The sequence below is a fragment of the Hymenobacter polaris genome, from assembly GCF_012927305.1.
GTDB classification, from domain to species: domain Bacteria; phylum Bacteroidota; class Bacteroidia; order Cytophagales; family Hymenobacteraceae; genus Hymenobacter; species Hymenobacter polaris.
This window is the reverse complement of sequence record NZ_JABBGH010000001.1, coordinates 1,194,139-1,214,909: the sequence shown is the minus strand read 5'-3', so window position 1 is coordinate 1,214,909 and position 20,771 is coordinate 1,194,139. Positions and strand designations below refer to the sequence as shown.

19 protein-coding genes and 1 pseudogene are annotated in these 20,771 nt (G+C 62.3%); 6 read left to right on the top strand and 14 right to left on the bottom strand.

Going from position 1 to position 20,771, the window contains the following annotated elements; all coding sequences use genetic code 11:
- Window positions 1–176: 176 nt before the first annotated feature.
- Window positions 177–902 carry a L,D-transpeptidase family protein gene (locus HHL22_RS05120; RefSeq protein ID WP_169529868.1) on the bottom strand — a complete coding sequence of 242 codons (726 nt, stop codon included), beginning with the start codon at window positions 900–902 and terminating at the stop codon, window positions 177–179.
- Window positions 903–1,036: 134 nt separating this feature from the next.
- Here HHL22_RS05120 and HHL22_RS05115 point away from each other — a divergent pair, with 134 nt between their 5' ends.
- Window positions 1,037–1,705 (top strand): DUF2461 domain-containing protein, encoded by a 669-nt coding sequence (locus tag HHL22_RS05115; protein WP_169529867.1) that lies wholly within the window; start codon window positions 1,037–1,039, stop codon window positions 1,703–1,705.
- Between the two features lie 161 nt (window positions 1,706–1,866).
- Here the strand turns inward: HHL22_RS05115 and HHL22_RS05110 are convergent, their stop codons facing one another.
- The 3 genes from HHL22_RS05110 to HHL22_RS05100 form a co-directional block, all read right to left on the bottom strand.
- On the bottom strand, window positions 1,867–2,373 hold the full coding sequence (locus HHL22_RS05110; RefSeq protein ID WP_169529866.1) for a DUF6702 family protein: 507 nt from the start codon (window positions 2,371–2,373) through the stop codon (window positions 1,867–1,869).
- Window positions 2,374–2,537: 164 nt separating this feature from the next.
- Entirely contained in the window at window positions 2,538–3,881 is a 1,344-nt protein-coding gene (gene rseP / locus HHL22_RS05105; RefSeq protein WP_241737967.1) for an RIP metalloprotease RseP, read from the bottom strand.
- Between the two features lie 155 nt (window positions 3,882–4,036).
- Entirely contained in the window at window positions 4,037–5,197 is a 1,161-nt protein-coding gene (locus tag HHL22_RS05100) for a 1-deoxy-D-xylulose-5-phosphate reductoisomerase (RefSeq protein ID WP_169529865.1), read from the bottom strand.
- A 154-nt stretch (window positions 5,198–5,351) separates the two neighbouring features.
- Here HHL22_RS05100 and HHL22_RS05095 point away from each other — a divergent pair, with 154 nt between their 5' ends.
- On the top strand, window positions 5,352–6,410 hold the full coding sequence (locus tag HHL22_RS05095; protein ID WP_169529864.1) for an SDR family oxidoreductase: 1,059 nt from the start codon (window positions 5,352–5,354) through the stop codon (window positions 6,408–6,410).
- Between the two features lie 145 nt (window positions 6,411–6,555).
- Here HHL22_RS05095 and HHL22_RS05090 read toward each other — a convergent pair whose 3' ends face one another.
- The 5 genes from HHL22_RS05090 to HHL22_RS05070 all read right to left on the bottom strand — a co-directional run bounded on the left by HHL22_RS05090 (window position 6,556) and on the right by HHL22_RS05070 (window position 10,535).
- The gene (locus HHL22_RS05090; protein ID WP_169529863.1) at window positions 6,556–7,815 is read right to left on the bottom strand and encodes a pyridoxal phosphate-dependent aminotransferase; all 1,260 of its coding nucleotides are present in this window, start codon (window positions 7,813–7,815) and stop codon (window positions 6,556–6,558) included.
- Window positions 7,816–7,985: 170 nt separating this feature from the next.
- The gene (gene rplS, locus HHL22_RS05085; RefSeq protein ID WP_169529862.1) at window positions 7,986–8,366 is read right to left on the bottom strand and encodes a 50S ribosomal protein L19; all 381 of its coding nucleotides are present in this window, start codon (window positions 8,364–8,366) and stop codon (window positions 7,986–7,988) included.
- Between the two features lie 133 nt (window positions 8,367–8,499).
- Window positions 8,500–9,174, bottom strand: coding sequence for a tRNA (guanosine(37)-N1)-methyltransferase TrmD (gene trmD, locus HHL22_RS05080; RefSeq protein ID WP_169529861.1), 675 nt, complete (start codon window positions 9,172–9,174; stop codon window positions 8,500–8,502).
- A gap of 102 nt (window positions 9,175–9,276) precedes the next feature.
- Window positions 9,277–9,843 carry a ribosome maturation factor RimM gene (gene rimM / locus HHL22_RS05075; protein ID WP_169529860.1) on the bottom strand — a complete coding sequence of 189 codons (567 nt, stop codon included), beginning with the start codon at window positions 9,841–9,843 and terminating at the stop codon, window positions 9,277–9,279.
- 149 nt (window positions 9,844–9,992) lie between these two features.
- The gene (locus tag HHL22_RS05070) at window positions 9,993–10,535 is read right to left on the bottom strand and encodes a 30S ribosomal protein S16 (protein ID WP_169529859.1); all 543 of its coding nucleotides are present in this window, start codon (window positions 10,533–10,535) and stop codon (window positions 9,993–9,995) included.
- A 391-nt stretch (window positions 10,536–10,926) separates the two neighbouring features.
- Between HHL22_RS05070 and HHL22_RS05065 the strand changes: the two genes are divergently transcribed.
- The 3 genes from HHL22_RS05065 (at window position 10,927) to HHL22_RS05055 (ending at window position 14,815) form a co-directional block, all read left to right on the top strand.
- Complete coding sequence (locus HHL22_RS05065; RefSeq protein WP_195809225.1) at window positions 10,927–12,456, top strand: flavin monoamine oxidase family protein; 1,530 nt, start codon at window positions 10,927–10,929, stop codon at window positions 12,454–12,456.
- 36 nt (window positions 12,457–12,492) lie between these two features.
- Complete coding sequence (locus HHL22_RS05060; RefSeq protein WP_169529858.1) at window positions 12,493–13,671, top strand: pyridoxal phosphate-dependent aminotransferase; 1,179 nt, start codon at window positions 12,493–12,495, stop codon at window positions 13,669–13,671.
- A gap of 148 nt (window positions 13,672–13,819) precedes the next feature.
- Window positions 13,820–14,815, top strand: a complete 996-nt coding sequence (locus HHL22_RS05055; protein WP_169529857.1) for a Hint domain-containing protein — start codon at window positions 13,820–13,822, stop codon at window positions 14,813–14,815.
- A 202-nt stretch (window positions 14,816–15,017) separates the two neighbouring features.
- Here the strand turns inward: HHL22_RS05055 and HHL22_RS05050 are convergent, their stop codons facing one another.
- Entirely contained in the window at window positions 15,018–15,794 is a 777-nt protein-coding gene (locus HHL22_RS05050; RefSeq protein ID WP_169529856.1) for an acyl-CoA desaturase, read from the bottom strand.
- Between the two features lie 260 nt (window positions 15,795–16,054).
- Here HHL22_RS05050 and HHL22_RS05045 point away from each other — a divergent pair.
- Window positions 16,055–16,981 (top strand): annotated as a pseudogene (locus HHL22_RS05045) (DUF6624 domain-containing protein).
- Between the two features lie 5 nt (window positions 16,982–16,986).
- On the opposite strand, the gene HHL22_RS05035 reads toward HHL22_RS05045, so the two are convergent.
- From HHL22_RS05035 to panB, 4 genes are all read right to left on the bottom strand, one after another.
- On the bottom strand, window positions 16,987–17,703 hold the full coding sequence (locus tag HHL22_RS05035) for an RluA family pseudouridine synthase (protein ID WP_169529853.1): 717 nt from the start codon (window positions 17,701–17,703) through the stop codon (window positions 16,987–16,989).
- A 158-nt stretch (window positions 17,704–17,861) separates the two neighbouring features.
- A complete protein-coding gene (gene creD, locus HHL22_RS05030) occupies window positions 17,862–19,334 on the bottom strand; it encodes a cell envelope integrity protein CreD (RefSeq protein ID WP_169529852.1) in 1,473 nt (490 codons plus the stop codon).
- A gap of 118 nt (window positions 19,335–19,452) precedes the next feature.
- Entirely contained in the window at window positions 19,453–19,725 is a 273-nt protein-coding gene (locus tag HHL22_RS05025; protein ID WP_169529851.1) for a hypothetical protein, read from the bottom strand.
- Window positions 19,726–19,853: 128 nt separating this feature from the next.
- Window positions 19,854–20,669, bottom strand: coding sequence for a 3-methyl-2-oxobutanoate hydroxymethyltransferase (panB, locus tag HHL22_RS05020; protein WP_169529850.1), 816 nt, complete (start codon window positions 20,667–20,669; stop codon window positions 19,854–19,856).
- Between the last annotated feature and the right edge of the window lie 102 nt (window positions 20,670–20,771).

Here is a 20,771-nt window from a genome sequence, read left to right as displayed (position 1 = left end):
CGAAAAAACCGTGCCGACCCGCGCCCAACTGCCCTAGGCCTGGCAACCGGCTGAATGGGGAGAGGCGCCTGGGCAGGGGCGCTAAGCAGCAAGCGCTCCCTAAAACAACGCTGCCACGTAGCGCGGCGCGCGGCAAACCAGCCGGCCCGGCGCAACGTCAGGGCCAGCGCCTGTCCCTAGGGCCCTGGCTGGGGCGGCAGCGTCCGCGCCCGCTCAAACTGCGCGTAGGCGGGCTGCAAGCCGCGCCAGAAGGCCGCGTGTGGGCTGGCCGCGCGCGGGCGCAGCTCGTCCGGCGTGAGGGGAAAGGGGAAAATATGCACGGCAATGCTCGCCTGCCCCGCCGCCCGCGCCGCCACGGCTAGCAGGTACACCGGCTCGATGCCCGCGTCGGTAAGGGGCAGGCAGCCCTCGGTGACGGCCCCGCCGTGGATGAAAATGTCGCCGCCGGGGTCGGCCAGGCCGGTGGCCAGCACGTCGTCGGCCGTGGGGTAGTCGAGGCCCAGCGAGAGGTGGTACTGGCTTCGCGGATTGAAGCGGTTGAGCTGGTAGCACCCCTCTGGCACCTGCCCGTCGCCGGCCCGGCGCTTGGGCCCTAGGGTGCCCGAGGTAGCCGCCAGCGGCCACGCGCCCAGTTGCCGAAACGGCGCCTCACCCTGGTTGCGGGCCCATACTTCCAGCTCGCGGTGGGTTTTCAGCAGCCGAAAAAACACCTCCAGCCGCGCCGAATCCAGCCCCTGCGCCCGCAGCTGTGCCGCCAGCGCGGGCCAGCACCGGGCGTAGGCCGCCCGCACCCGCGGGTAGGCGAGCTGCTGCGCCCAAAAACCGGCTGGGCCCGCCGGTAGCGACTGCGCCGGCAGCATCGCACAAGCGAAAAAGCACCACAAAAAGAAGGGAGTACGCACGCGCAACAGGCAAAATAAAGCTCAGCCGTAACGCTAGCGCCCGGTTTTTGGTATGCGGTTTAACTTCACTTGGTGCCCTAGGGGAGCAGGCGCCCGCCGGGGCCAGCCGCCGCCGCTTGCCCCATCTTTGCCCCATGAATGCTGCCGCGCTCCTCGATTTTCTGCAAGACCTGGCCGCCCACAACGAGCGCGAGTGGTTTCAGGCCCACAAAGCCCGCTACGACGCGCTGCGCCTCGATTTTCAGGCCGACGTGGCGTACTGGCTGCGCGAGCTGGCCGCTGCCGACCCCGCCCTGGCCGGCCTCGACCCGGCCAAGTGCATTTTTCGCATTTACCGCGACGTACGCTTTTCTAAGGTGAAGGTGCCCTACAAAACGCATTTCTCGGCCTACTTCGCGCCCGGCGGCAAGCACGGTACCGCCCCCGGCCGCTACGTGCAAGTGGGTCCGCACGGCCAAACGCTGGTAGCCGGCGGCCTCTACGAGCCCACCAAAGAGCAGCTGGCCGCCGTGCGCCAGGAAATCGACTACGCCGCCGATGACTTGCACGCGCTACTGGCCGCGCCCGCCGCCCAGCAGTTCTTCCCGCGGGGCCTGACTGGCGAGCAGCTCAAGAAAATGCCGCCCGGCTACGAAGCTACCCACCCCGAGGCCCACTGGCTGCGCCACAAGCAGTTTCTGCTCAGCCACCACCTGCCCGACGCCGACCTGCGCGCGCTGTCGCCAGCCGCTTTCCGGGCGCACATCCTGGCGGCGCTGCAGGCCCTAGGCCCCTTCTGCCAGTGGCTGGGGGTCAGTGACTAATGATTAATAATTAGAAACTGTACTCAGTCATAAAAAAGGCGGTCATGCTGAGCCTGCCGAAGCATCTCTACCGAACAATACGGCGTGGTAGAGATGCTTCGGCGGGCTCAGCATGACCGCCTTTTTTATGACTAATATTCTACTGCAACAGCTCCTAGTCATTAAAAACTCAGTACCTGCTCCTCGTGGCCGTTGCGGAATAACTCGCTGATTTTCTTGCCGTTGCCCTCGGCATTCACGATGTTCATTTGGTCGGGAAACTGCTCTAGCAGCACGCCCTGGTGCACCAGCAGCTCGGTGGTGGGGCGGGGCAGCGCGGCCTTGGCATACACCCAATAGGCCTCCTTATCGGGCTGCAGGCCCACTAGCTGCACATCGAGCGGCTGGCGGCCGGCGCGCGCCGAGGCGGGCAAACTCAGTAGCAGATGCTGGTGCAGATATTGCTCTACCAGCGGCAGGGCGCGGGGCTCGCGCAGGCTCACGGTTTTGGGCAGGCCCTGCGAGATGGCCTTTTCCATATCGTCCGTAAACACCTTCATCGACAGTTCCACCTGCTTGGCTTGCGCGTTTAGGCGCAGCTCGGTGATGGTGCTGTGGTAGGCGTGGCGGGCGCCCCCTAGGGTAGGTAGCGCCAGCAAAAGGCCCAGGAGCGGCAGGAGGCGGGGCATAGTGTAGAACTAGAAAATAAGATAAAACCAGAACGTCATGCTGAGCTTGCGAAGCATCTCTCCCGCGCAAGTAATCCTAACAATTGAAGATTACTGCTGCGGGAGAGATGCTTCGCAGGCTCAGCATGACGTTCCTTTTGAGCTAATCGAACCAGCCGCGAGCGTTAAAAAAACTTCATTACCTGCTTCACAATCAGCACGTAGAACATGAGCATCAGGATGAGCGCCGTGCCCACGCGCTGCGCATTTTCCAGGAAACGCTCAGAGGGCTTGGTGCGCGTTATCATCTCGTAAAGCAAAAACAGCACGTGGCCACCGTCGAGGGCCGGAATGGGCAGCAGGTTCATGAAGGCCAGCACCATGCTCAGCATACCTACCAGCGTCCAGAAGTGCGGCCAGTTCCAGACGCCCCCAAACTGCTGGGCAATCTCCACCGGACCGCCCAGGTTGTCGGCGGCCGAAATCTCGCGCTTGGCCATCTTGCTCAGTGCCTTAGCTTGCAGCGTGACCACGCTAAAAGCCTTCTTGGCGCCCACCGGCACCGACTCGGCCAGGCCGTAGTAGCGGGTGCTCAGGTGCAGGTCGGGCTTCAGGGCCACGCCCATCTTGCCCGACGAGTTGATGGCCACCGGCAGCGTGAGGCGCTGCCCGCCGCGCGCCACCGTCACGGGCACCGTCTGGCCCTTAAACTTGGGTAGCGTGCTCAGCAGCTCGTTGGCGTAGGTGATGGGCGTGGTGCCAATCTGCACCACCCGGTCGCCGGCCTGGATGCCCGCCTTGGCGGCCGGTCCGCCCGAAATCACCTCGCCGAACGTGAACGGCGCGCGCGCCGACACGAAGGGCTCGTCGCCCTGCTTGCTAATGCGGTCCAGGAAGCCCGGCCCCAGCTTAGGCAGGTCGATGAGCTGGCCATTGCGCTCCACGGTGTAGTAGCTCTCGTTGTCGAGCAGCACATCGGGGTTGTAGATGTCGTTGAACTCGTTGAACGGCCGGCCGTTAATCTTGACAATCTGGTCGCCGTCGCGGAAGCCCACTTGCTGCGCCAGCGGGCTGGCCACGATGCCGTAGCGCGCCTGCGAGGCCGGCAGGTACTCCTCGCCCAGCTTGTAAGTGAGCAGCGCAAACACCACGATGCCGGTAATCACGTTCATGATGATGCCGCCCAGCATTACCAGCAGGCGCTGCCAGGCTGGCTTGGCCCGAAACTCGTCGGGCTGCGGCGGACCGGCCAGCGCGTCGGCGTCCTGCGTCTCATCCACCATGCCGTGGATGGCCACGTAGCCCCCCAGGGGAAACCAGCCAATGCCGTACTCCGTTTCGCCCACCTTCTTCTTAAATAAACTGAAATTCGCTACGTTGGGCAGGGGAAACAGGAAGTCGAAGAAGATATAAAACTTGCTGACCCGAATCTTAAATAGCTTAGCAAAGGCGAAGTGCCCGAACTCGTGCAAGCCCACGAGCAGCGAAAGCGCCAGCACGAGCTGGCCAATCATCACAAGAATTTCCAAAGGAAGTAGCTGAATTTAAAAAGTAATCTTCTGTCATTGCGAGCCTGCGAAGCAACCGCACCAGCACGAAACCCGAACGGTTGTCGTGCAAACGGCAGACGTTCTGATGCGATTGCTTCGCGGGGCTCGCAATGACAGATGCGAGCCGTAATTAGTTAAAGCAGCCCCGCCGCTACGCGCCGCGCTTCGGCATCGGTGGCGGCGTAGTCGGCCAGGGTTGGAGCTGCAAGATACGGCACCCTTTCCAGGGTTGCCGCCACCGCATCGGCCATGCTCAGGAAGCTCACCTCGTCCTGCAAAAAGGCGGCCACCGCCACCTCGTTGGCCGCGTTGAGCACGCACGGCGCGGTGCCGCCCGCTTGCATGGCCGCAAACGCCAGCGGCAGGTGCCGGAACGTGCTCAAGTCGGGCGCCTCGAAGGTGAGGGTGGGATAATCCAGAAACGAAAACCGCGGAAATTCATTCCCCAGCCGTTGCGGGTACCCTAGGGCGTACTGAATGGGCAGCTTCATGTCGGGCAGTCCCAGCTGCGCCTTCAGCGAGCCATCCTGGAACTGCACCAGCGAGTGCACGATACTCTGGGGGTGCACCACCACGTCAATTTGCTCATTTTGCAAGGCAAACAGCCACTTGGCCTCAATTACTTCCAGCCCCTTGTTCATGAGCGTGGCCGAGTCGATGGTGATTTTGGCGCCCATCGTCCAGTTGGGGTGCTTCAGGGCCTGCGCTTTGGTAATCTGCGCCAGCTCGGCCACGGTGCGCCCCCGAAAGGGCCCGCCCGAGGCCGTGAGAATAATCTTCTCTACCGGGTTGGCGTCCTCGCCCACCAGGCACTGAAAAATGGCCGAGTGCTCGCTATCGACGGGCAGCAGGCGCACGTTGTGCTCTCGCACGAGGCTGGTAATCAGCTCGCCGGCCACTACTAGCGTTTCCTTATTGGCCAGGGCAATGTCCTTGCCCGCCCGGATGGCGGCCACCGTGGGCCCTAGGCCCGCGTAGCCCACCAGGGCCGTGAGCACCACCTCCACCTCGGGGCGCTGCACCACTTCTTCAAGGGCTGCCGCGCCGGCCAGCACCTCGGTTTCGGGCTGCTCAGCCAGGGCCTGCCGCACCTCGTGGTAAAACTCGTCGGCAATCACCACGGCTGCCGGCCGGAACTCTAGGGCCTGCCGCACCAGCAGCTGCCACTGCCGCCCCGCCGTGAGCACCGCCACTCGAAACCGCCCTTTTTGCTCGCGCACCACGTCCAGCGCCTGCGTGCCAATCGACCCCGTGGAGCCCAGCAGGGCCAGAGTTTTAGTTGTAAAAGAAGCCACTCAAAAACTAGGGTAGGAAATACGCCCCAAAGGTAGGGCTCGCCGCCAGCCGCCCGCGTCGGCCGCCCATCAGCTTACCTGCGCCATATCTAGTTGCCCTAGGGGTGCGTACAGTCAATAACGCTTCTTTTTGCACGAATTGATTTCCACCCGCATGTCCGTCAAACTAAAACCCCTACACCAGCAAGTGCTCGTTATCACTGGTGCTACCAGCGGCATCGGCCTGGCTACGGCCCGCCAGGCAGCCAAGGCCGGCGCCCGCTTGGTGCTGGCCGCCCGCTCGGCCAACGACCTTGAAACCGTGGCCCGCGAGCTGGGCGGCCACGTCGCCACCGTAGTGGCCGATGTGGCCGACCCCGTCGCCGTGGCGCACATTGCCGACACCGCCCGCAGCCACTTCGGCGGCTTCGATACCTGGGTCAACAACGCCGGCGTGGGCATGTGGGGCAAGATTGAGCAGGGTAACCTGGCCGACTTCAAGCGCCTCTACGACACCAACTTGTGGGGCGTGGTCAATGGCTCGCTCGAAGCCATTAAGTTCCTCAAGCAGCACGGCGGCGCGCTCATCAACCTGGGCAGCGTGGCCAGCGACGTAGCCATTCCTTTTCAGGGCATGTACGCGTCGAGCAAGCACGCCATTAAGGGCTTCACCGATGCGTTGCGCATCGAGTTGGGCCAGGACAAAGCGCCGGTATCGGTGACGCTCATCAAGCCGGCCGCCATCAACACGCCCTTCCCGGCGCACGCCCGCAACTACCTGCCCGAGCAGCCCACGCTGCCCCCGCCCGTGTACGCGCCCGAGGAGGTAGGCAGCGCCATTCTGCACGCGGCCAGCCACCCGGTGCGCGACATCTACGTGGGCGGTGGCGGCAAAATGATGAGCGTCATGAACAAATACGCGCCCGGCACCGTCGATTGGCTGGCCTCGAAAACCAGCGCCCAGCAGCAGGTGCACCCCGGCACCCGCGCCCGCCACCCCGAAGGCTCGCTGCAGCGCCCCACCGCCCCCCACCTCAAGGCGCGCGGCGACTACGAGGGCCACACCCTGAAAACCTACTACACGCCCGCCAGCCTGCACCCCGTGGTGGCTGGCTTGGTGGCCGCCACCACCCTAGGGGCCTCGCTGGCGCTATGGATGGGCCGCGACAAGACGCCTAAGCCTGCCGAGGATGGCCAAGCGCCCGGCCGCGTGCCGCTACAGCCCAGCGTGTAGGGCCTTAAACAGAAGCCTAATAAACCATAAGAACGTCATGCTGAGCTTGTCGAAGCATCTCTACCGAACAGCCCCTAGGGTATCGTGCGGTAGAGATGCTTCGGCAAGCTCAGCATGACGTTCTGCTTTACCTAATTACGCACTTTCACCCCAACTTATCCAGCGCCGCTTGCAGGCGGGGCAGGGCGGCCTGAATAGCCTCAGTTGGCTCGGCGCCCACCGAGAAGCGGAACCAGGGCGATGTACCCGGCGCGCCAAACGCGCTGAAGGGCACCACCGCCAGCTGGGCCTCGGCAATGAGGTAGGTGGCAATATCCAGGCCCGTGGCCAGCGCCTGCCCGCCGGGCGTGGTGCGGCCCAGCACGTCAATTTTAGCGGTAAGGTAGATGGCCCCGGCGGGCGCTACGGCATCCACCGGGTAGCCTTGGTCGCGCAGGGCCAGCAGGCCGCGATAGGCGGCGTCGAGGCTGGCCTGCAGGCGGGTTTTGAGCTGGGTAAGATAGGCATCAACGGCCGCGGCTTGGGGCAGGAACTTGCCCGCCGCTACTTGCTCGGCCTTGGGGGCCCAGGCGCCGTAGTGGCCCAGCAGCGCCTTCATGCGCTCGATAACTTGCTTGGGACCAAAAGCGTAGCCGACCCGCACGCCGGTGGCCGCGAAGCATTTCGAGAGCCCGTCGATGTATATGGTGTACTCGCGCAGGGCTGGGCGCAAACTCACCGGGTCGTAGTGCTCGGTTTGGCCAAAGGTCAGCAGCCAGTAAATCTGGTCATAGAGCAAATACAGCGGCTTCTCGTCGGGCCCGCGGCGCTGGTTTTCGGCCAGCACCAGGTCGCAGATTTCCGCCAGCCCTTCCTTGGTAAACACCGTGCCCGTGGGGTTAAGCGGCGAGCACAGGGCCAGCAGCGAGGCGCCGGCTAGGTGCGGCGCCAGGTCGGCCGCCGAGGGCATAAACTGGTTTTCGGGCGTGGTAGGCACCAGCACCGGCTGCGCACCAGTGAGGTGGCAGTAGTGGTTGTTGTTCCAGGAAGGCACTGGGAATACCACCCGGTCGCCGGGGTCTACCACCGCCTCATAGGCCGACATAATGAGCGGGCGCGAGCCGCCGGCAATCATAATCTCATCGGCCGGGGCGTAGTTGAGGCCCAAGCGGACCTGCAAAAACTCGCTCACGGCCTGGCGCAAATCAGCGGTGCCGGCGGCCGGCGGGTAGTTGGTGTGCCCGCCCTCGTAGGCGGCCACGATGCCGTCGCGCAGGCCGTCGGGAATGGGGTAGAGGCGGGAGTCGAAATCGCCGATGGTGAGGTTGCAGATGGCCTCGCCCTGGCGGACGCGCTCGCTAACCTCGTTGCCGATTCGAATGATTTCGGAGCCGCTCAGGGTGGCGGCCAGCCGGGAAACTCGCATTGGGTAGGGGAGTAGGGGAAAGGAAGAGTGAGCGCCGCGCGCCGCGCAAAGATACCCTGGCCTGCGTGGGACTGCCGGGCAAACGTGGTAGTTGGCCTAAGGGGCACCGCAACAAAAACGGCTCTTCCCGCGAGGAAAGAGCCGTGTATGCTTGTGCAATAGGCAGGGACCTAGGCGGCAACTGCGGCCGGAACGTCGCGGCGGCGCTCCTTGATGCGGGCAGCTTTGCCCGACAGGCCACGCAGATAGAACAGACGGGCGCGGCGCACTTTGCCGCGGCGAATCAGCTCAATCTTGTCGATGTTGGGCGACAGCAGGGGGAAGATACGCTCGGTACCAATCTGGTTCGAGATTTTGCGCACCGTGAAAGTTTCGCCGTTGCTGCTGGGGTTGCGGCGCTGGATAACCACGCCCTGGAACTGCTGGATGCGCTCCTTGTTGCCCTCGCGGATTTTTACGTGCACGTTGATGGTGTCACCGGCAGCAAACTTGGGAAAGCTGGCGCGGCGCTCCTGGCCTTCGGCATTGATGAAGTCGAGTAGTACGCTCATGGCGAAAAGTAAATTACAAACGAGCGGCGCCGCCGCCCTGAAGGTTGGTATTTTGCGAAACGGAGCGCAAAGATAAGGAATTTAACGCAGATAAACAAGCCCTAGCGCGGCGCTTCTAGCGCGTACTGGCGTATTACTGAAGTAAATCGGGCCGGCGGACCTGCGTGCGGGCCAAGGCCTGCTCGTGGCGCCACTCCTCAATACGGGGCGTATTGCCCGAAAGCAGAATCTCGGGCACCGCCCGCCCGCGCCACTCGGCCGGCCGCGTGTACACCGGCGGGGCCAGCAAATCGTCCTGAAACGAGTCCGACAGCGCCGATTCCTCGTTGCCGAGTACGCCCGGCAGCAGCCGCACCACGGCATCGACCAGCACGGCGGCCGCCAGTTCCCCCCCGCTCAGTACGTAGTCACCCAAACTTATTTCGTGGGTAACGTACTCATCCCGAATGCGTTGGTCAACGCCTTTGTAGTGCCCGCACAGCAGGATAATATTGCCTAGCAGGGAGAGCCGGTTGGCCAGCGGCTGGCGCAGCACCTCGCCATCGGGCGTGAGGTAGATAATGGCTTCGTAGGGACGCTGGGCGCGCAACTCGTCGAGCCAGGCCGCAATGGGCTCGACGCGCAGCACCATGCCCGCCCCGCCACCAAACACGTAGTCGTCAATTTGGCCGTGCTTATTAATGGCCCGGTCGCGCAACTGGTGCAAATGCACCTCCACCAGTCCTTTCTCCTGGGCCCTTTTCACGATGGAATGGCCTAGGGGGCTGGCCAGCAGCTCGGGCTGGCAGGTGAGAATATCTACCCGCATCGCAGATTTAACGGATTTAACGGATTGCGCGCATACGTCCGCTACGCGGGCTGACTGAATGCTTGCCAGCATAGTGAGGCGACTGGCGAGGCCTAAGTGGGACTAGTCGGCGTTCGGGTTCTTGTGGGCGCCGGGGTTGAGGTAAATGTCCAATAGGCCTTCGGGTAGGTTCACGAACAGCTGCCGGGCTTCCATATCGGCGTGGCTCACCAGCTCGTCTACCACCGGAATGAGCACTTCCTGGCCTTGGTGGCGCATGGCCAGCACGTCCTGCTGGGGTAGCTCGTAGAAATTCTCCACTATCCCTAGGGGGCCGTCCTGCGCGTCAATTACCTGAAAGCCAATAACGTCGTGGAAGTAAAACTGGGCTTCGTCTAGTTCGGGCAGCTCGGTAAGGGGCAGCCAGAGCTTGGCGTTGCGCAGGGGCTCGGCTTCCTCCAGCCGCTCGATGCCGCGCAGCTTGAGCAGCACCCGCAGGCCGCCCTGGGGGCTGAAACGCTCCACGGGGTAGGCCACCAGCTTATCGGGCGCGGTGGGTAGGGCCAGGTACACCCTTTCGAGGTCGTCGTAAGCGCTGGCGTCATCCACATCCAGCTCGGCAATGAATTGGCCCTTTAGGCCGTGGGGCTTCACGAGGTAGCCTAGCTCAAAGCAGTCGTCGATGGTCATAAGGCAACGAAAAAATTGTGCTAACGCGCTAAATTAGAACGTCATGCTGAGCTTGCCGAAGCATCTCTACCGAACACATTGCGCGGTAGAGATGCTTCGGCAAGCTCCGCATGACGTGCTTACGGCTGCTGAGCTGGTGGCAGCTGGAACTAAGCCGCGTGCTCGGCCGATTCCTCGGCGGTAGCGGTGGTTTCGCCTTCGGCCGGGGCGGCGGGGGCAGCGGCGGCCAGGGCAGCTTCCTGCTTCTTGCGCAGGGCTTCGGCGCGGGCTTCCTTCACCTTGGTTTCGGCGGCGAGCTGCTGCTTGCGGGCCTCGGCCTTGGTGTCGGTGAGGCCGGTTTTCTTCGCCTCAATCTTGTTGTTTTTCTCATCCAGCCACTGGTTGTAGCGCTGGTCGGCTACTTCCTGGGTCAGGGCGCCCTTGGTTACGCCCAGTTGCAGGTGGCGGCGCAGCAGCACGCCGCGGTAGGCTAGCATGGCGCGCACCGTCTCGGAGGGCTGGGCGCCGTTCATCACCCAGTAGAAGGCGCGGTCGCCGTCGTAGTCGATGCTGGCGGGGTTGGTGTTGGGGTTGTAGGTGCCGAGCTTCTCAATGAAGCGGCCATCGCGCGGCGAGCGCGAGTCAGCAACTACGATGTCGTACATCGCGGCCTTTTTGCGGCCACGGCGGGCGAGGCGGATTTTAACTGCCATAAACCGGGTAGGGTTGAGCGACGCATCCCGTGCGTCTGTGAAATAAGCAAAACTGCTTTGGGGCCGCAAAGGTACGAGGCAACGTGCGCTAAATCAGCACTTCCCCGAAAATAAGTCGCTTGCTAACCCGTCGCGCTACCTCTAAGCTACCTAAATCAATAGTCTACAACCAGAAATTACCCCCTCTCAAATTGAGGGGATGAATATTGTTACAATCCATATTCTGCCCAAAAATACCTAAAGTTTTAGGGTGTTTTAGACTAATTAGCTAACATTATAAAAGTTATGCCCTAAATTTTGGGGCCAAAAAGCTATAGACGTGCAAAAATCAATTTCTCGACGAGCTTTTCTGACTAAGAGCGCTACCCTAGGGGCGGGAGCTTATCCGGCTATGCTGGCGCTCAATCTGCTGCCGGCGGCGCCCGCCCACGCCTTTAAGCTGCAGCCGGGCAGCGGCCAGGGCAAGCACGTGCTGTTGCTGGGCGGCGGCCTGGCCGGCCTGACGGCCGCCTACGAGTTGCGCAAGCTGGGCTACCGCTGCACCATCCTGGAAGCCCGCGAGCGCGCGGGCGGGCGCTGCTGGAGCGTGCGCAATGGCAGCACCACCCAAGAAACCACCAACCCCTCCCACACCGCTAGCTTCGACAACGGCCTGTATTTCAACGCGGGGCCGTCGCGCATTCCGCATCACCACCAGCTTACGATGCACTATTGCAAAGAGCTGGGCGTGCCGCTGGAAGTATATAATAACGTGAACGAGGGCAGCTACTACTTTGCCGAAGGCAAGGGACCCCTATCGAATAAAAAGGTGCGGGCCCGCGAAATTCACAACGATGTGCGCGGCTACACCACCGAGCTGCTGGCCAAGGCGCTGCACACGAGCCAGGTGGATACCGGCCTGAGCCCGGAGGACGCGGCCAAGGTGCTGGAGTTTTTGCGGGCCGAGGGTGGGCTGGATATTGACCGCCTTTACAAGGCCTCGGCGCGGCGCGGCTACGTGGAAGCGCCCGGCGCCGGCGCGCGCGTGGGTAAAATCGCCAATCCCTACCGGCTGGCCGACATCGTGCAGTCGGGCCTGCTCGACCCCGACTTTTACAACGTGGCCGAGTACACCTACGAGCTGCAAATGACCATGTTCCAGGCCGTGGGGGGCATGGACCGCATTGCGCAGGCCCTGCAGCAGCGGGTGGCCGACTGCCTGCACCTGCGGGCCGAGGTTACGGACATCCTGAACCAGCCCGACGGGGTGAAGGTGACCTACCGCGACCCGCAGGGCACCCACGAGCTGACGGCCGACCTCTGCATCTGCACCCTGCCGCTGCCGGTGCTTAGCAACGTGCGCCACAATTTTTCGGGCGACGTGAGCCGGGCCATCGACTTCGTGCCCTACATCCAAACCAGCAAGATTGGGTTGCAGTTTAAGCGCCGGTTTTGGGAAGAGGACGAGCAGATTTATGGGGGCATTACCCACACTAACAACGAACTGACGCAAATTTTCTACCCGTCCTACGACTACCTCAGCCAGAAGGGCATCCTGATTGGCTACTACAACTTCAACGAAAAGGCCAAAGCCGTGGGCGAGCTGCCCTACGCCGAGCGCGAGCAGCTGGCGTTGCGCAAGGGTCAGCTTATTCACCCGCAGTACCCCAAGGAGTTTGAGCACTCCTTCTCCGTGAGCTGGCAGAAGCAGCCCTACAGCCTAGGGGGCTGGGCCCTGTATACCCCCGAGCAGCGCCAAACGCTGTACCCGGCCCTGCTGCGCCCCGAGCAGCGCGTGTACTTTGCCGGCGAGCACACCACCTACCTCACCGCTTGGATGGCGGGCGCCTTCGAGTCGGCCCGGAGCACGGTGGCCGCCGTGCACAGCCGCCTCAGCGAGCAGCGGGTGGCTTACCCCAGCGTCAAACCCGTCAGCAACTAATTTCTCCCTAGCTTCATCAACCAACTTGTACGCACCATGGAAACCCGCATGAACCGCCGTAACTGGCTAAAGTCCAGCGCGCTGCTGGCCGGAGGCGTGTCGCTGTTGCCCACTGGCCTGGAGGCTCTAGGGGCCGCCGGCCCAACCCAGCAGCCCCTAGGAGCAATAGCCCCCGAGTGGCTGCCGCTCACCGAGCAGGAAGCGCTGGCGGCTGCCGCGCCCGCGCTCAAGGCCCGGCTGCTGGCCAATGAGAACCCCTTTGGGCCGTCGGAAAAAGCCAAGCGCGCCATTGCCGACTCGGTGGCCAACTGCTACCAGTACCCAGCGCAGAGCCGCGAGCTGGCGCAGAAAATTGCGGACTACGAAGGCCTCACGCCCGAGCACATTCTGCTGGATGCCGGCTCGAGCCCCCTGCTGCTGGCGGCCGCCATGCACTACGGGCAAAAGGGCGGCATCATGACCGGCGACCCTTCCTACGCCGACCTCACGCGCAAGGCCGAGAAGTTTAAGGCGCCCATCGTGGCCGTGCCCCTCACGGCCGACTACAAGCTTGACCTCGACGCCATGGAAAAGCAGCTCGACGCTCGTACGGCGCTGGTATACATCTGCAACCCCAACAACCCTACCGGTACCGTGCTCGATACGGCCAAGCTCAAGGGCTTTGTGGAGCGGGTGTCGCCCAAGACGCCTATTTTCATTGATGAGGCCTACATCGATTACCTGCCCGACCCGCGCGGCGCCAGCATGATGGCCGCCGTGAAGCAGGGCCAGAACGTGCTGGTGGCCCGCACCTTCTCGAAGCTTTACGGCTTCGCGGGCCTGCGGGTAGGCTACGTGGTGGGCCAGCCCGACACCATCAAGCTGTTGAGCCAGTATGCGGTAGGTCCCATGAGTATTTCGGCCCCGGCCGTGCAGGCGGCCCTGGTTAGCTACCAAGACCAGACCTATATGCAGGAAGCGTTGCAAAAGACGCTGGCCTCTAGGCAATTCCTCTGCGACACGCTCAAGCGCGAGGGCTACGAGTACATTCCGTCGTCGGCCAATTTTGTGATGTTTCCGCTGAAAATGGACGGCAAGCGCTTCGTGGACGAGATGATGAAGCGCGGCGTGGGCGTGCGCAACTGGCAGTTTGCCGGCAAGCAGTGGTGCCGCGTCAGCATTGGCCGAATGGACGAGATGCAGGCCTTCGCCGCCGCCTTCGGGCAGGTGTCGTAGGGCCTCAAACCTTCTATGTAACAATCAAAAGAACGTCCTGCTGAGCTGGCCGAAGCATTTCTGCTGCGCCCCCAGGGGGATGTTTGGTAGAGATGCTTCGGCCAGCTCAGCAGAACGTTCTGATTTAGTAGTTATAACCAATTACTCCATGCGAAATACCTTACTAGCCGGCCTACTTCTGCTCGGCGGCAGCAGCGCGGCCCTCGGCCAAACTATCAATCCGCGTCCGCTTACGCTTGATGAGTATAAAAAAGCCAAAACCTTTGCCATCAAGGATTTGGATGCTGATAGCTACGTCAAGTTCGAGAATGCCTACATCCTAGACCGCTACGAGGCGCGCAAACCCTACTTCATCACGGGCGACGACGGGCTGAAAAAGCGCATCGACCTCTATAAGCTCCTGGCCAAGGATGGGATGCAGGAAATTGGCACGCTGGTGTTTTACACCAACGAAAAAGGCAAGCGCTACCAGGCGTTGCTGCCCGATTTCACGGCCGATGGCAAGGTGTGGGCGCAGTACTTCGAGGACATCCACGCCATCGACCGCGAGGAAAAGAATTTCGTGCTGAAGCTCTCTTACGTGCTGTCGAAGGAACTGGCTTACCAGCAATTTAAAGCCCTCAACCAGGGTAAGAATCTGTCGGCTGAGTCGGGTACCTATGGCAACGACATCTGCTTTCCGGGGGAGCAGCTGGTGGCGCTGGCGGCCGGCGGCCACCGCGCCTTGCACGCGGTGCAGCCCGGCGACCAAATTCTGGGCCTCAATGCCCGCACCGGGCAGCCGGCCGCCGCTACGGTGTGCGCCGTGCACGCCCACGCCGCTCAAAACTATGCGCTCACGCAGTTGCACGTAGTAGCCGTGCGCGAGCAGGCCAGCGCCCACGCCACCACGGCCCACCTGGCCAGCCGCGTGCTGGAAGCCACCCCCAACCACCCGCTGCAAACCCTAGCGGGGCCGAAACCAGCCGGCGAGGTAGCAGTCGGCGACCAGATTTTGTGCCTAAACCCTGCTACGCTGACCCTGGAGCCGCACATAGTGTTGCGCACGCAGGAGTATGCGGGCGGCGTGCAGCCGGTCTATAATCTCACTACTACTGCCGGCGACAATTTCCTGCTTAATGGCGTACTAGTGCTGCAGAAGTAGCCCTAGGGGTGTATGAATGACGCATATAACAGGCGGTCATGCTGAGCTTGCCGAAGCATTTTTACCACGCAGTACTGTTCGGGAGAGATGCTTCGCCAAGCTCAGCATGACCGCCTGTTAGTTCTTGATTTTCTATTGCGTTGAGCGTAAAAAAGCCCCGCTACCGAGTTGGTAGCGGGGCTTTTTTTTAGGTTAAGGCGGCCTAGGCGGCCTGCTTCAACTCCTTCTTAGTGCGCTGCTTCGGCTGCACATTTTTGCGCTTAATCTTAATGATGCGCGCCTTGTCGAGCGTCCAGATGGCGACGTAGGTGGGGTCAAACTCCCACCACTTTACGCCGAAGTTGACGCGCATGGGCAGCTTGTGGTGGTTGTTCTGGAACAGCTCGCCGAAAGCCAGGAAGTCCAGGGCCAGCGTGTTCTTGCTGTGGTCGTGATTGTCGAAATTCTGGTAGCCGTATTTGTGGCCGCCCCAGTTCACGATGGCGCCGTGAATGGGGCCCATCAGGAAGTGGATGGGCAGCAGCAGGTACATCCACCAGGCGGTGGCAAACTGGATGTAGAACAGCACGTAGAGCGTGCCCCAGCCCAGGCGCGAGTACCACTTATCGCCAAAATCCTCCACGGCCTGCCACACCGGGTAGTCGCCCTCGAAACGCTCGGCCAATTCGTACTTGTTGTTTAGTACGTCATTGTAAATGTTCTTCGTCTTCCACATCATGTCGAAGGCGTTGTTGGAGAACAGCGGCGAGTGCGGGTCCAGCTCCGTGTCGGAGTAGGCGTGGTGCATGCGGTGCAGCAGAGCATAGGCCCGCGGCGACAAAAACGAGCTGCCCTGGCAGATGTACGTGAACAGGAAGAAGAATTTCTCCCAAAACTTGTTCATCGTGAACATCTTATGCGCCGCGTAGCGGTGCAGGTAAAACGTCTGGGTGAACAGCGACAGGTAGTAGTGGGCAACGAAGAAAACCAGGATGGCCATTCGATGAATTTAGAACGTGAGTGGAGTGCCGCCCGCACTAAGGAAATCCCTTCGGGCTTGGTTCACCAGTAATACAAATTTACGGCCCTTGTTTAGCGTCTAGGCCCCTAGGGCTGCACAATGCCATAATGTTACACCGCCCCGCGCCCCGCACCCTGGTGGCGGCTGGTCTGCCGTGGGCACTAAAACTGTGCGCCGCCAGCAAGTGAAATGCAAGCTGAGCAGGTACTGCCAGCTAGGAGGCGGGCGTTAGGCTAGGTATGAAAAACTACTTACTCCTGGCCCTAGGGCTCGGCTACGGCTTGGTGGCGCAGGCGCAGGCATCCTTTGCTGCCTTGCGCACGCAGGCGCTGGCGGCCTACCACAACAAGCAATACCGCGAGTCGGGCCAGCGCTACGACGAAAGCTTTCGGCAGCCGGCGGCCCAGCCCGCGGCGGGCGACTTTTACAACGCCGCGTGCAGCTGGGCCCTGGCGGGCGAGCCGGCCAAGGCATTCCGGGACCTTGACCGCGCCACCCTGGCCGGCTGGGACGATGTGACGCACCTCAAAACGGATAGTGACCTGGCCGCACTGCACGCCGACAAGCGCTGGCAACCCATGCTGCGCAAGCTGGAAGCCCGCGTGGCCCAGGCCGAGGCCAACATCAACCAGCCCCTGAAGCGCGAACTGGCCGAAATCCTGGAGTCAGACCAGGGGCTGCGCCGCCAGATAAGGCCAATAATGAAGAAATTCGGCCTGAAGTCGCCACAAATGGATTCGCTGAACCAGGTGATTATGCAGGCCGACGCCCGCAACTTACCCCGCGTTACGGCCATTATCGACCAGTACGGTTGGCCGAGCAAAAGCCTGGTAGGCAGCGATGGCAGCCTGACGGCCTTTTTTGTCATTCAGCACTCCAACCTGGCCACAAGGCAGAAATACCTGCCCATCATGCGGTAAGCAGCGGCCAAGGGCGAGCTGGCCAAGCAAAACCTGGCGCTGACGGAAGACCGGGTGCTAACAGACCAAAACAAGCCCCAACTCTACGGTAGCCAGTACCACTATAACGCCGCAATGGGCAAGCCCGAGTTTTTCCCCATTGCCGACGAAGCCCACGTGGATGAGCGCCGCGCCAGCATGGGCCTCGGGCCGCTGGCCGACTACGCCAAAGGCTTCGGGCTGGAGTATAAGCCAGTGGCGAAGTAGCCGGCCTACTTGGTATCCATGAGCTGCCGGGCCGCATCCCAGTGCGGGGCGGCGGGCAGGGGCGCCACGAATTTCAGCTGCTCCTTGGTAACGGGGTGCTGAATTTCGAGCTGCCGCGCGTGCAGGGCAATGCTCACGTCGGGCAGCGGGTTGAGGAAGCCGTACTTCACGTCGCCCACGATGGGGGTACCCAGGCCGGTGGCCAATTGCACCCGAATCTGGTGGGGGCGGCCCGTTACGGGGTTCACTTGCAGCAGCTGGCGGTTGGCGGCGGGGCCCAGCACCTGGTAGCTCAGCTCGGAGCGCTGGCCCTGGGTGTGGCGCTCGGCGTACGCCTTGGTCACGTTGCGAATGGGGTCTTTCACCAGCCAGTGCACCAGCGTGCCGCTTTCAACCTGGGGCGGCTTGCCGGTGAGCGCCCAGTAGGTTTTCTTCACCAGGTTGTCGCGGAACAGCTCGTTGAGCCGGCTGAGCGCTTTGCTGGTTTTGGCCAGGATAACGATGCCCGACACCGGCCGGTCGATGCGGTGGCACACGCCCACGAAGGCCGCGCCGGGCTTCTTGTACTTGAATTTGAGGTATTCCTCGGCTTTTTTCGACAGCGGCTCGTCGCCGGTTTCGTCGCCCTGCACCAAAATGCCGGCGGGTTTATTGATGACGAGCAAATGGTTATCCTCGAACAAGATTTCTTCTTGTTCCGACCACAGGTTAGGACGGTTCACGCGCGGGGGCAAGGGGCCCTAGGGCCAGGCTACTACCAGAAATGAGAAAGCGGAGGCGAGAGCCAGCCGGCCCCAGGGCCCGCCAGCGGCACGTGCATCGGCAGAAATCATCCAATGGCCCGCGCTCCTTGCGAGCAAATATACACTGCCCCGCCGCACTACGCCACCTCCGGCGCCGGCTCGGTGGCGGTGTACCAGTCAATATTGCGCGAGAGGAACATGACGGCCGCCAGTACCACTACCAGCCCCAGGCTGCCCACCAGCAGGGCATAATCCTGCAGCTGCAGCACCACAAACACGAAGCCGTAGACCAGCGCCAGCACGCCGGCCGTAGCCAGCGCCGGTCGCCGCTGCCGCAGGCTGGCCGCCGCGTAGGCCGTCACCAGCCCCACAATGGTAAGCGTGGCCACGGCGTAGGCGGCATCGAAGGGCATGTGCTCGGCCAGGGCCAGCAGCAGCACGTAGAAAATGACCAGCGCTAATCCTACTAGTAGGTACTGGAAGGGATGGATGCGGCGCCGGTTCAGCACCTCGACGAAGAAAAAGACCAGGAATGTGAGCGCCAGCGGCAGCAGCGCGTACTTGGCGGCGCGCATGGTTTTTTGGTACTCATTGACTGGCACCAGCAGGCGCACGCCAAATGTGGAGGCGTCCACGCTGGGGCGGCTGTCTTCGGTGCGCCAGTGCTGCGGGTAGTTGCGGTTGAGGTGAAACACCCGCCAGTCGGCCGCGAACTGGCTTGCGCCCAAGGAGCGCCGCACCGGTAAAAAGGCGCCGATAAAGCTGGGGTCGGCCCAGGGCGCGCTCAGCTGCAGGGTGGTTTGGCGGCCTAGGGGCGCTTGCAGCAGGCCGTTGCTGCCGTTCAGGTCGAGGTCGAAGGCGAAGGTGTGGCGCTGGCCTAGGGCCGCCGCGTTGGGCAGCGGCACCAGGGCGTTGAGGCCGTTGGCAGTAGCGCCATTCTCGTTAGTGCCTTCCTCGTTGCCGCCCGCAAACTTGGCGTAGCGGTGGCGCTCCTCCACCACCGTATTTACCTGGGTGCTTACCGAGGGAGCCGAGCCGGCGGGCAGCACCTCGCCACTGGGCAGGCCGGGCTCGAAAGGATGCGCCTGCCCATCCCAGCGCAGATTCAGGCTGTTGCGAATGCCCTTGAGGTCGGAAATACCCAGGGCCACGAAGGCTTCGGGCCAGCGCACGGCCGCCGGGCTCACGCCCAGGTCGGCGAGCGGTGGCGCCTGAAAAACCCCCTGCACGTGCAGGCGGGCCCGGTACACCACCGCTTCGTAGATGCCCCGGTGGCGGCGCTCGGGCGTGAGCGTGCCGCGGCTGCTGAGCGTATCGGGCAGCAGGCAGAGGTAGCGCGTCACGGTTGTGGTTTGTCCCTGCTCTACTTGCGTGGCGGCGTAGGGCAGCACCAGCACCGGCCCTAGTAGCAGCTGCGGCCCGCCCCACTGCGCCCCGATGGCTTCGGTGGCTTCGTCGCGGCTGGCGGCGCGCTCCGTTATCAGCCCCTCTACCATATTGCTCGGAATGAGTAGCAGCAGCAGCAAAAAGCCAATGAGTAGTAGCTTCAGCGTCACGGAATTACGGGCCCAACTGCTGGCGCGAGCGGGTAGAGAGGCGAGGGGCTGCATAGTTTTTAGAAGAACTTTGAGATGCAAAGCAAATGTAGGTGCTAACATCGCTTTGCAGAAAACCACTACCAAAAAAATAAACGGTACTTCGAGTGCTACGCTGCCCGGCGCCGAGGGCCTAGGCGCCGGGCAGGTGCCGCCCGCCCGAAAAGACGATGGCGAAGTAGAAGTAGTTGACCAGCGTAACCCCTAGGGCTACGTAGAGCGCCGCCGGCACCGGCTGCTGCGCGCGCACGGCCCGGAAAATGCCTACCAGCGCCAGCAGCGTCCACAGCGCCGGCAGCTGGAAGCCCAGCAGCGCCTTGGCCCAGGCTTGCACGGGGGCGGCTACTACTAATAGCAGCAGGGTGAGGAGGGCGGCGGCGAGCAAAGCGAGGCTGAAAGGGCGCATGGTAAAGTAAATTTCCCGCAGAGGTACGCAGTGGTAGAGCGCCGAGGTTCGCTGAGTCGTTCAACAACCTCAGCGAACCTCGGCGCTTTACCACTGCGTACCTCTGCGAGAAATTCAACCCGCGCCGCCTAGTACGCTTCTTCGCTCGAAGGAAACTCGCGGCTTTTCACGTCGGCTACGTAGTGCTGGATGGCCTGGGTCATCACGTCGTGCAGTTCGGCATAGCGGCGTAGAAAGCGGGGCTGAAACTCTTTGGTGATGCCCAGCACGTCGTGCACTACCAGCACCTGGCCGTCCACGTCGGGGCCGGCGCCGATGCCGATAACGGGAATTGTCAACTCCTGGGCCACGCGCTTGGCCAAGGCGGCCGGTATTTTTTCGAGCACCAGCCCGAAGCAGCCTAGTTCCTGCAGCAAATGCGCGTCTTCGATAAGCTTGTTGGCTTCGGCTTCTTCCTTGGCCCGCACGTTATAAGTGCCAAATTTATAAATACTTTGGGGCGTCAGGCCGAGGTGGCCCATCACCGGAATGCCGGCCGTGAGAATGCGCGAAATAGATTCCTTAATCTCGGCGCCGCCTTCCACTTTCACCCCGTGGCCCCCGCTTTCCTTCATGATGCGAATGGCCGATTGCAGGGCGATGGACGAATTGCCCTGGTAGGAGCCGAAGGGTAAATCGACGACCACGAAAGCCCGCTTCACGGCCCGTACCACGCTCTGGGCGTGGTAAATCATCTGGTCGAGCGTGATGGGCAGGGTGGTTTCGTGGCCGGCCATCACGTTGGAAGCCGAGTCGCCCACGAGTAGCACGTCGATGCCGGCGCCATCCAGAATCTGGGCCATGGAATAGTCGTAGGCCGTGAGCATGGCGATTTTTTCGCCGCGCTGCTTCATGGCCAGCATCTGGTGGGTGGTAACGAGTTTAACTTCTTTGTGCTGCGACATGGAACGAAAAAATGGCACTTACGCCGGGTTGTAAGTGCAAAGCTGAGTACAATTTGGGAAACCTAGGGTGTATCTTGGGCGTTGCTAAGACTGCTGCCGTTG

Coding starts and splice junctions, on each gene's coding strand:
- rplS (WP_169529862.1), bottom strand. CDS start 8,366: ATGAGCGTACTACTCGACTTCATCAATGCCGAAGGCCAGGAGCGCCGC.
- HHL22_RS05095 (WP_169529864.1), top strand. CDS start 5,352: ATGTCCGTCAAACTAAAACCCCTACACCAGCAAGTGCTCGTTATCACT.
- trmD (WP_169529861.1), bottom strand. CDS start 9,174: ATGCGGGTAGATATTCTCACCTGCCAGCCCGAGCTGCTGGCCAGCCCC.
- HHL22_RS05050 (WP_169529856.1), bottom strand. CDS start 15,794: ATGGCCATCCTGGTTTTCTTCGTTGCCCACTACTACCTGTCGCTGTTC.
- HHL22_RS05070 (WP_169529859.1), bottom strand. CDS start 10,535: ATGGCAGTTAAAATCCGCCTCGCCCGCCGTGGCCGCAAAAAGGCCGCG.
- HHL22_RS05115 (WP_169529867.1), top strand. CDS start 1,037: ATGAATGCTGCCGCGCTCCTCGATTTTCTGCAAGACCTGGCCGCCCAC.
- HHL22_RS05090 (WP_169529863.1), bottom strand. CDS start 7,815: ATGCGAGTTTCCCGGCTGGCCGCCACCCTGAGCGGCTCCGAAATCATT.
- HHL22_RS05065 (WP_195809225.1), top strand. CDS start 10,927: ATGCTGGCGCTCAATCTGCTGCCGGCGGCGCCCGCCCACGCCTTTAAG.
- HHL22_RS05060 (WP_169529858.1), top strand. CDS start 12,493: ATGGAAACCCGCATGAACCGCCGTAACTGGCTAAAGTCCAGCGCGCTG.
- panB (WP_169529850.1), bottom strand. CDS start 20,669: ATGTCGCAGCACAAAGAAGTTAAACTCGTTACCACCCACCAGATGCTG.
- creD (WP_169529852.1), bottom strand. CDS start 19,334: ATGCAGCCCCTCGCCTCTCTACCCGCTCGCGCCAGCAGTTGGGCCCGT.
- HHL22_RS05025 (WP_169529851.1), bottom strand. CDS start 19,725: ATGCGCCCTTTCAGCCTCGCTTTGCTCGCCGCCGCCCTCCTCACCCTG.
- HHL22_RS05110 (WP_169529866.1), bottom strand. CDS start 2,373: ATGCCCCGCCTCCTGCCGCTCCTGGGCCTTTTGCTGGCGCTACCTACC.
- rimM (WP_169529860.1), bottom strand. CDS start 9,843: ATGACCATCGACGACTGCTTTGAGCTAGGCTACCTCGTGAAGCCCCAC.
- HHL22_RS05055 (WP_169529857.1), top strand. CDS start 13,820: ATGCGAAATACCTTACTAGCCGGCCTACTTCTGCTCGGCGGCAGCAGC.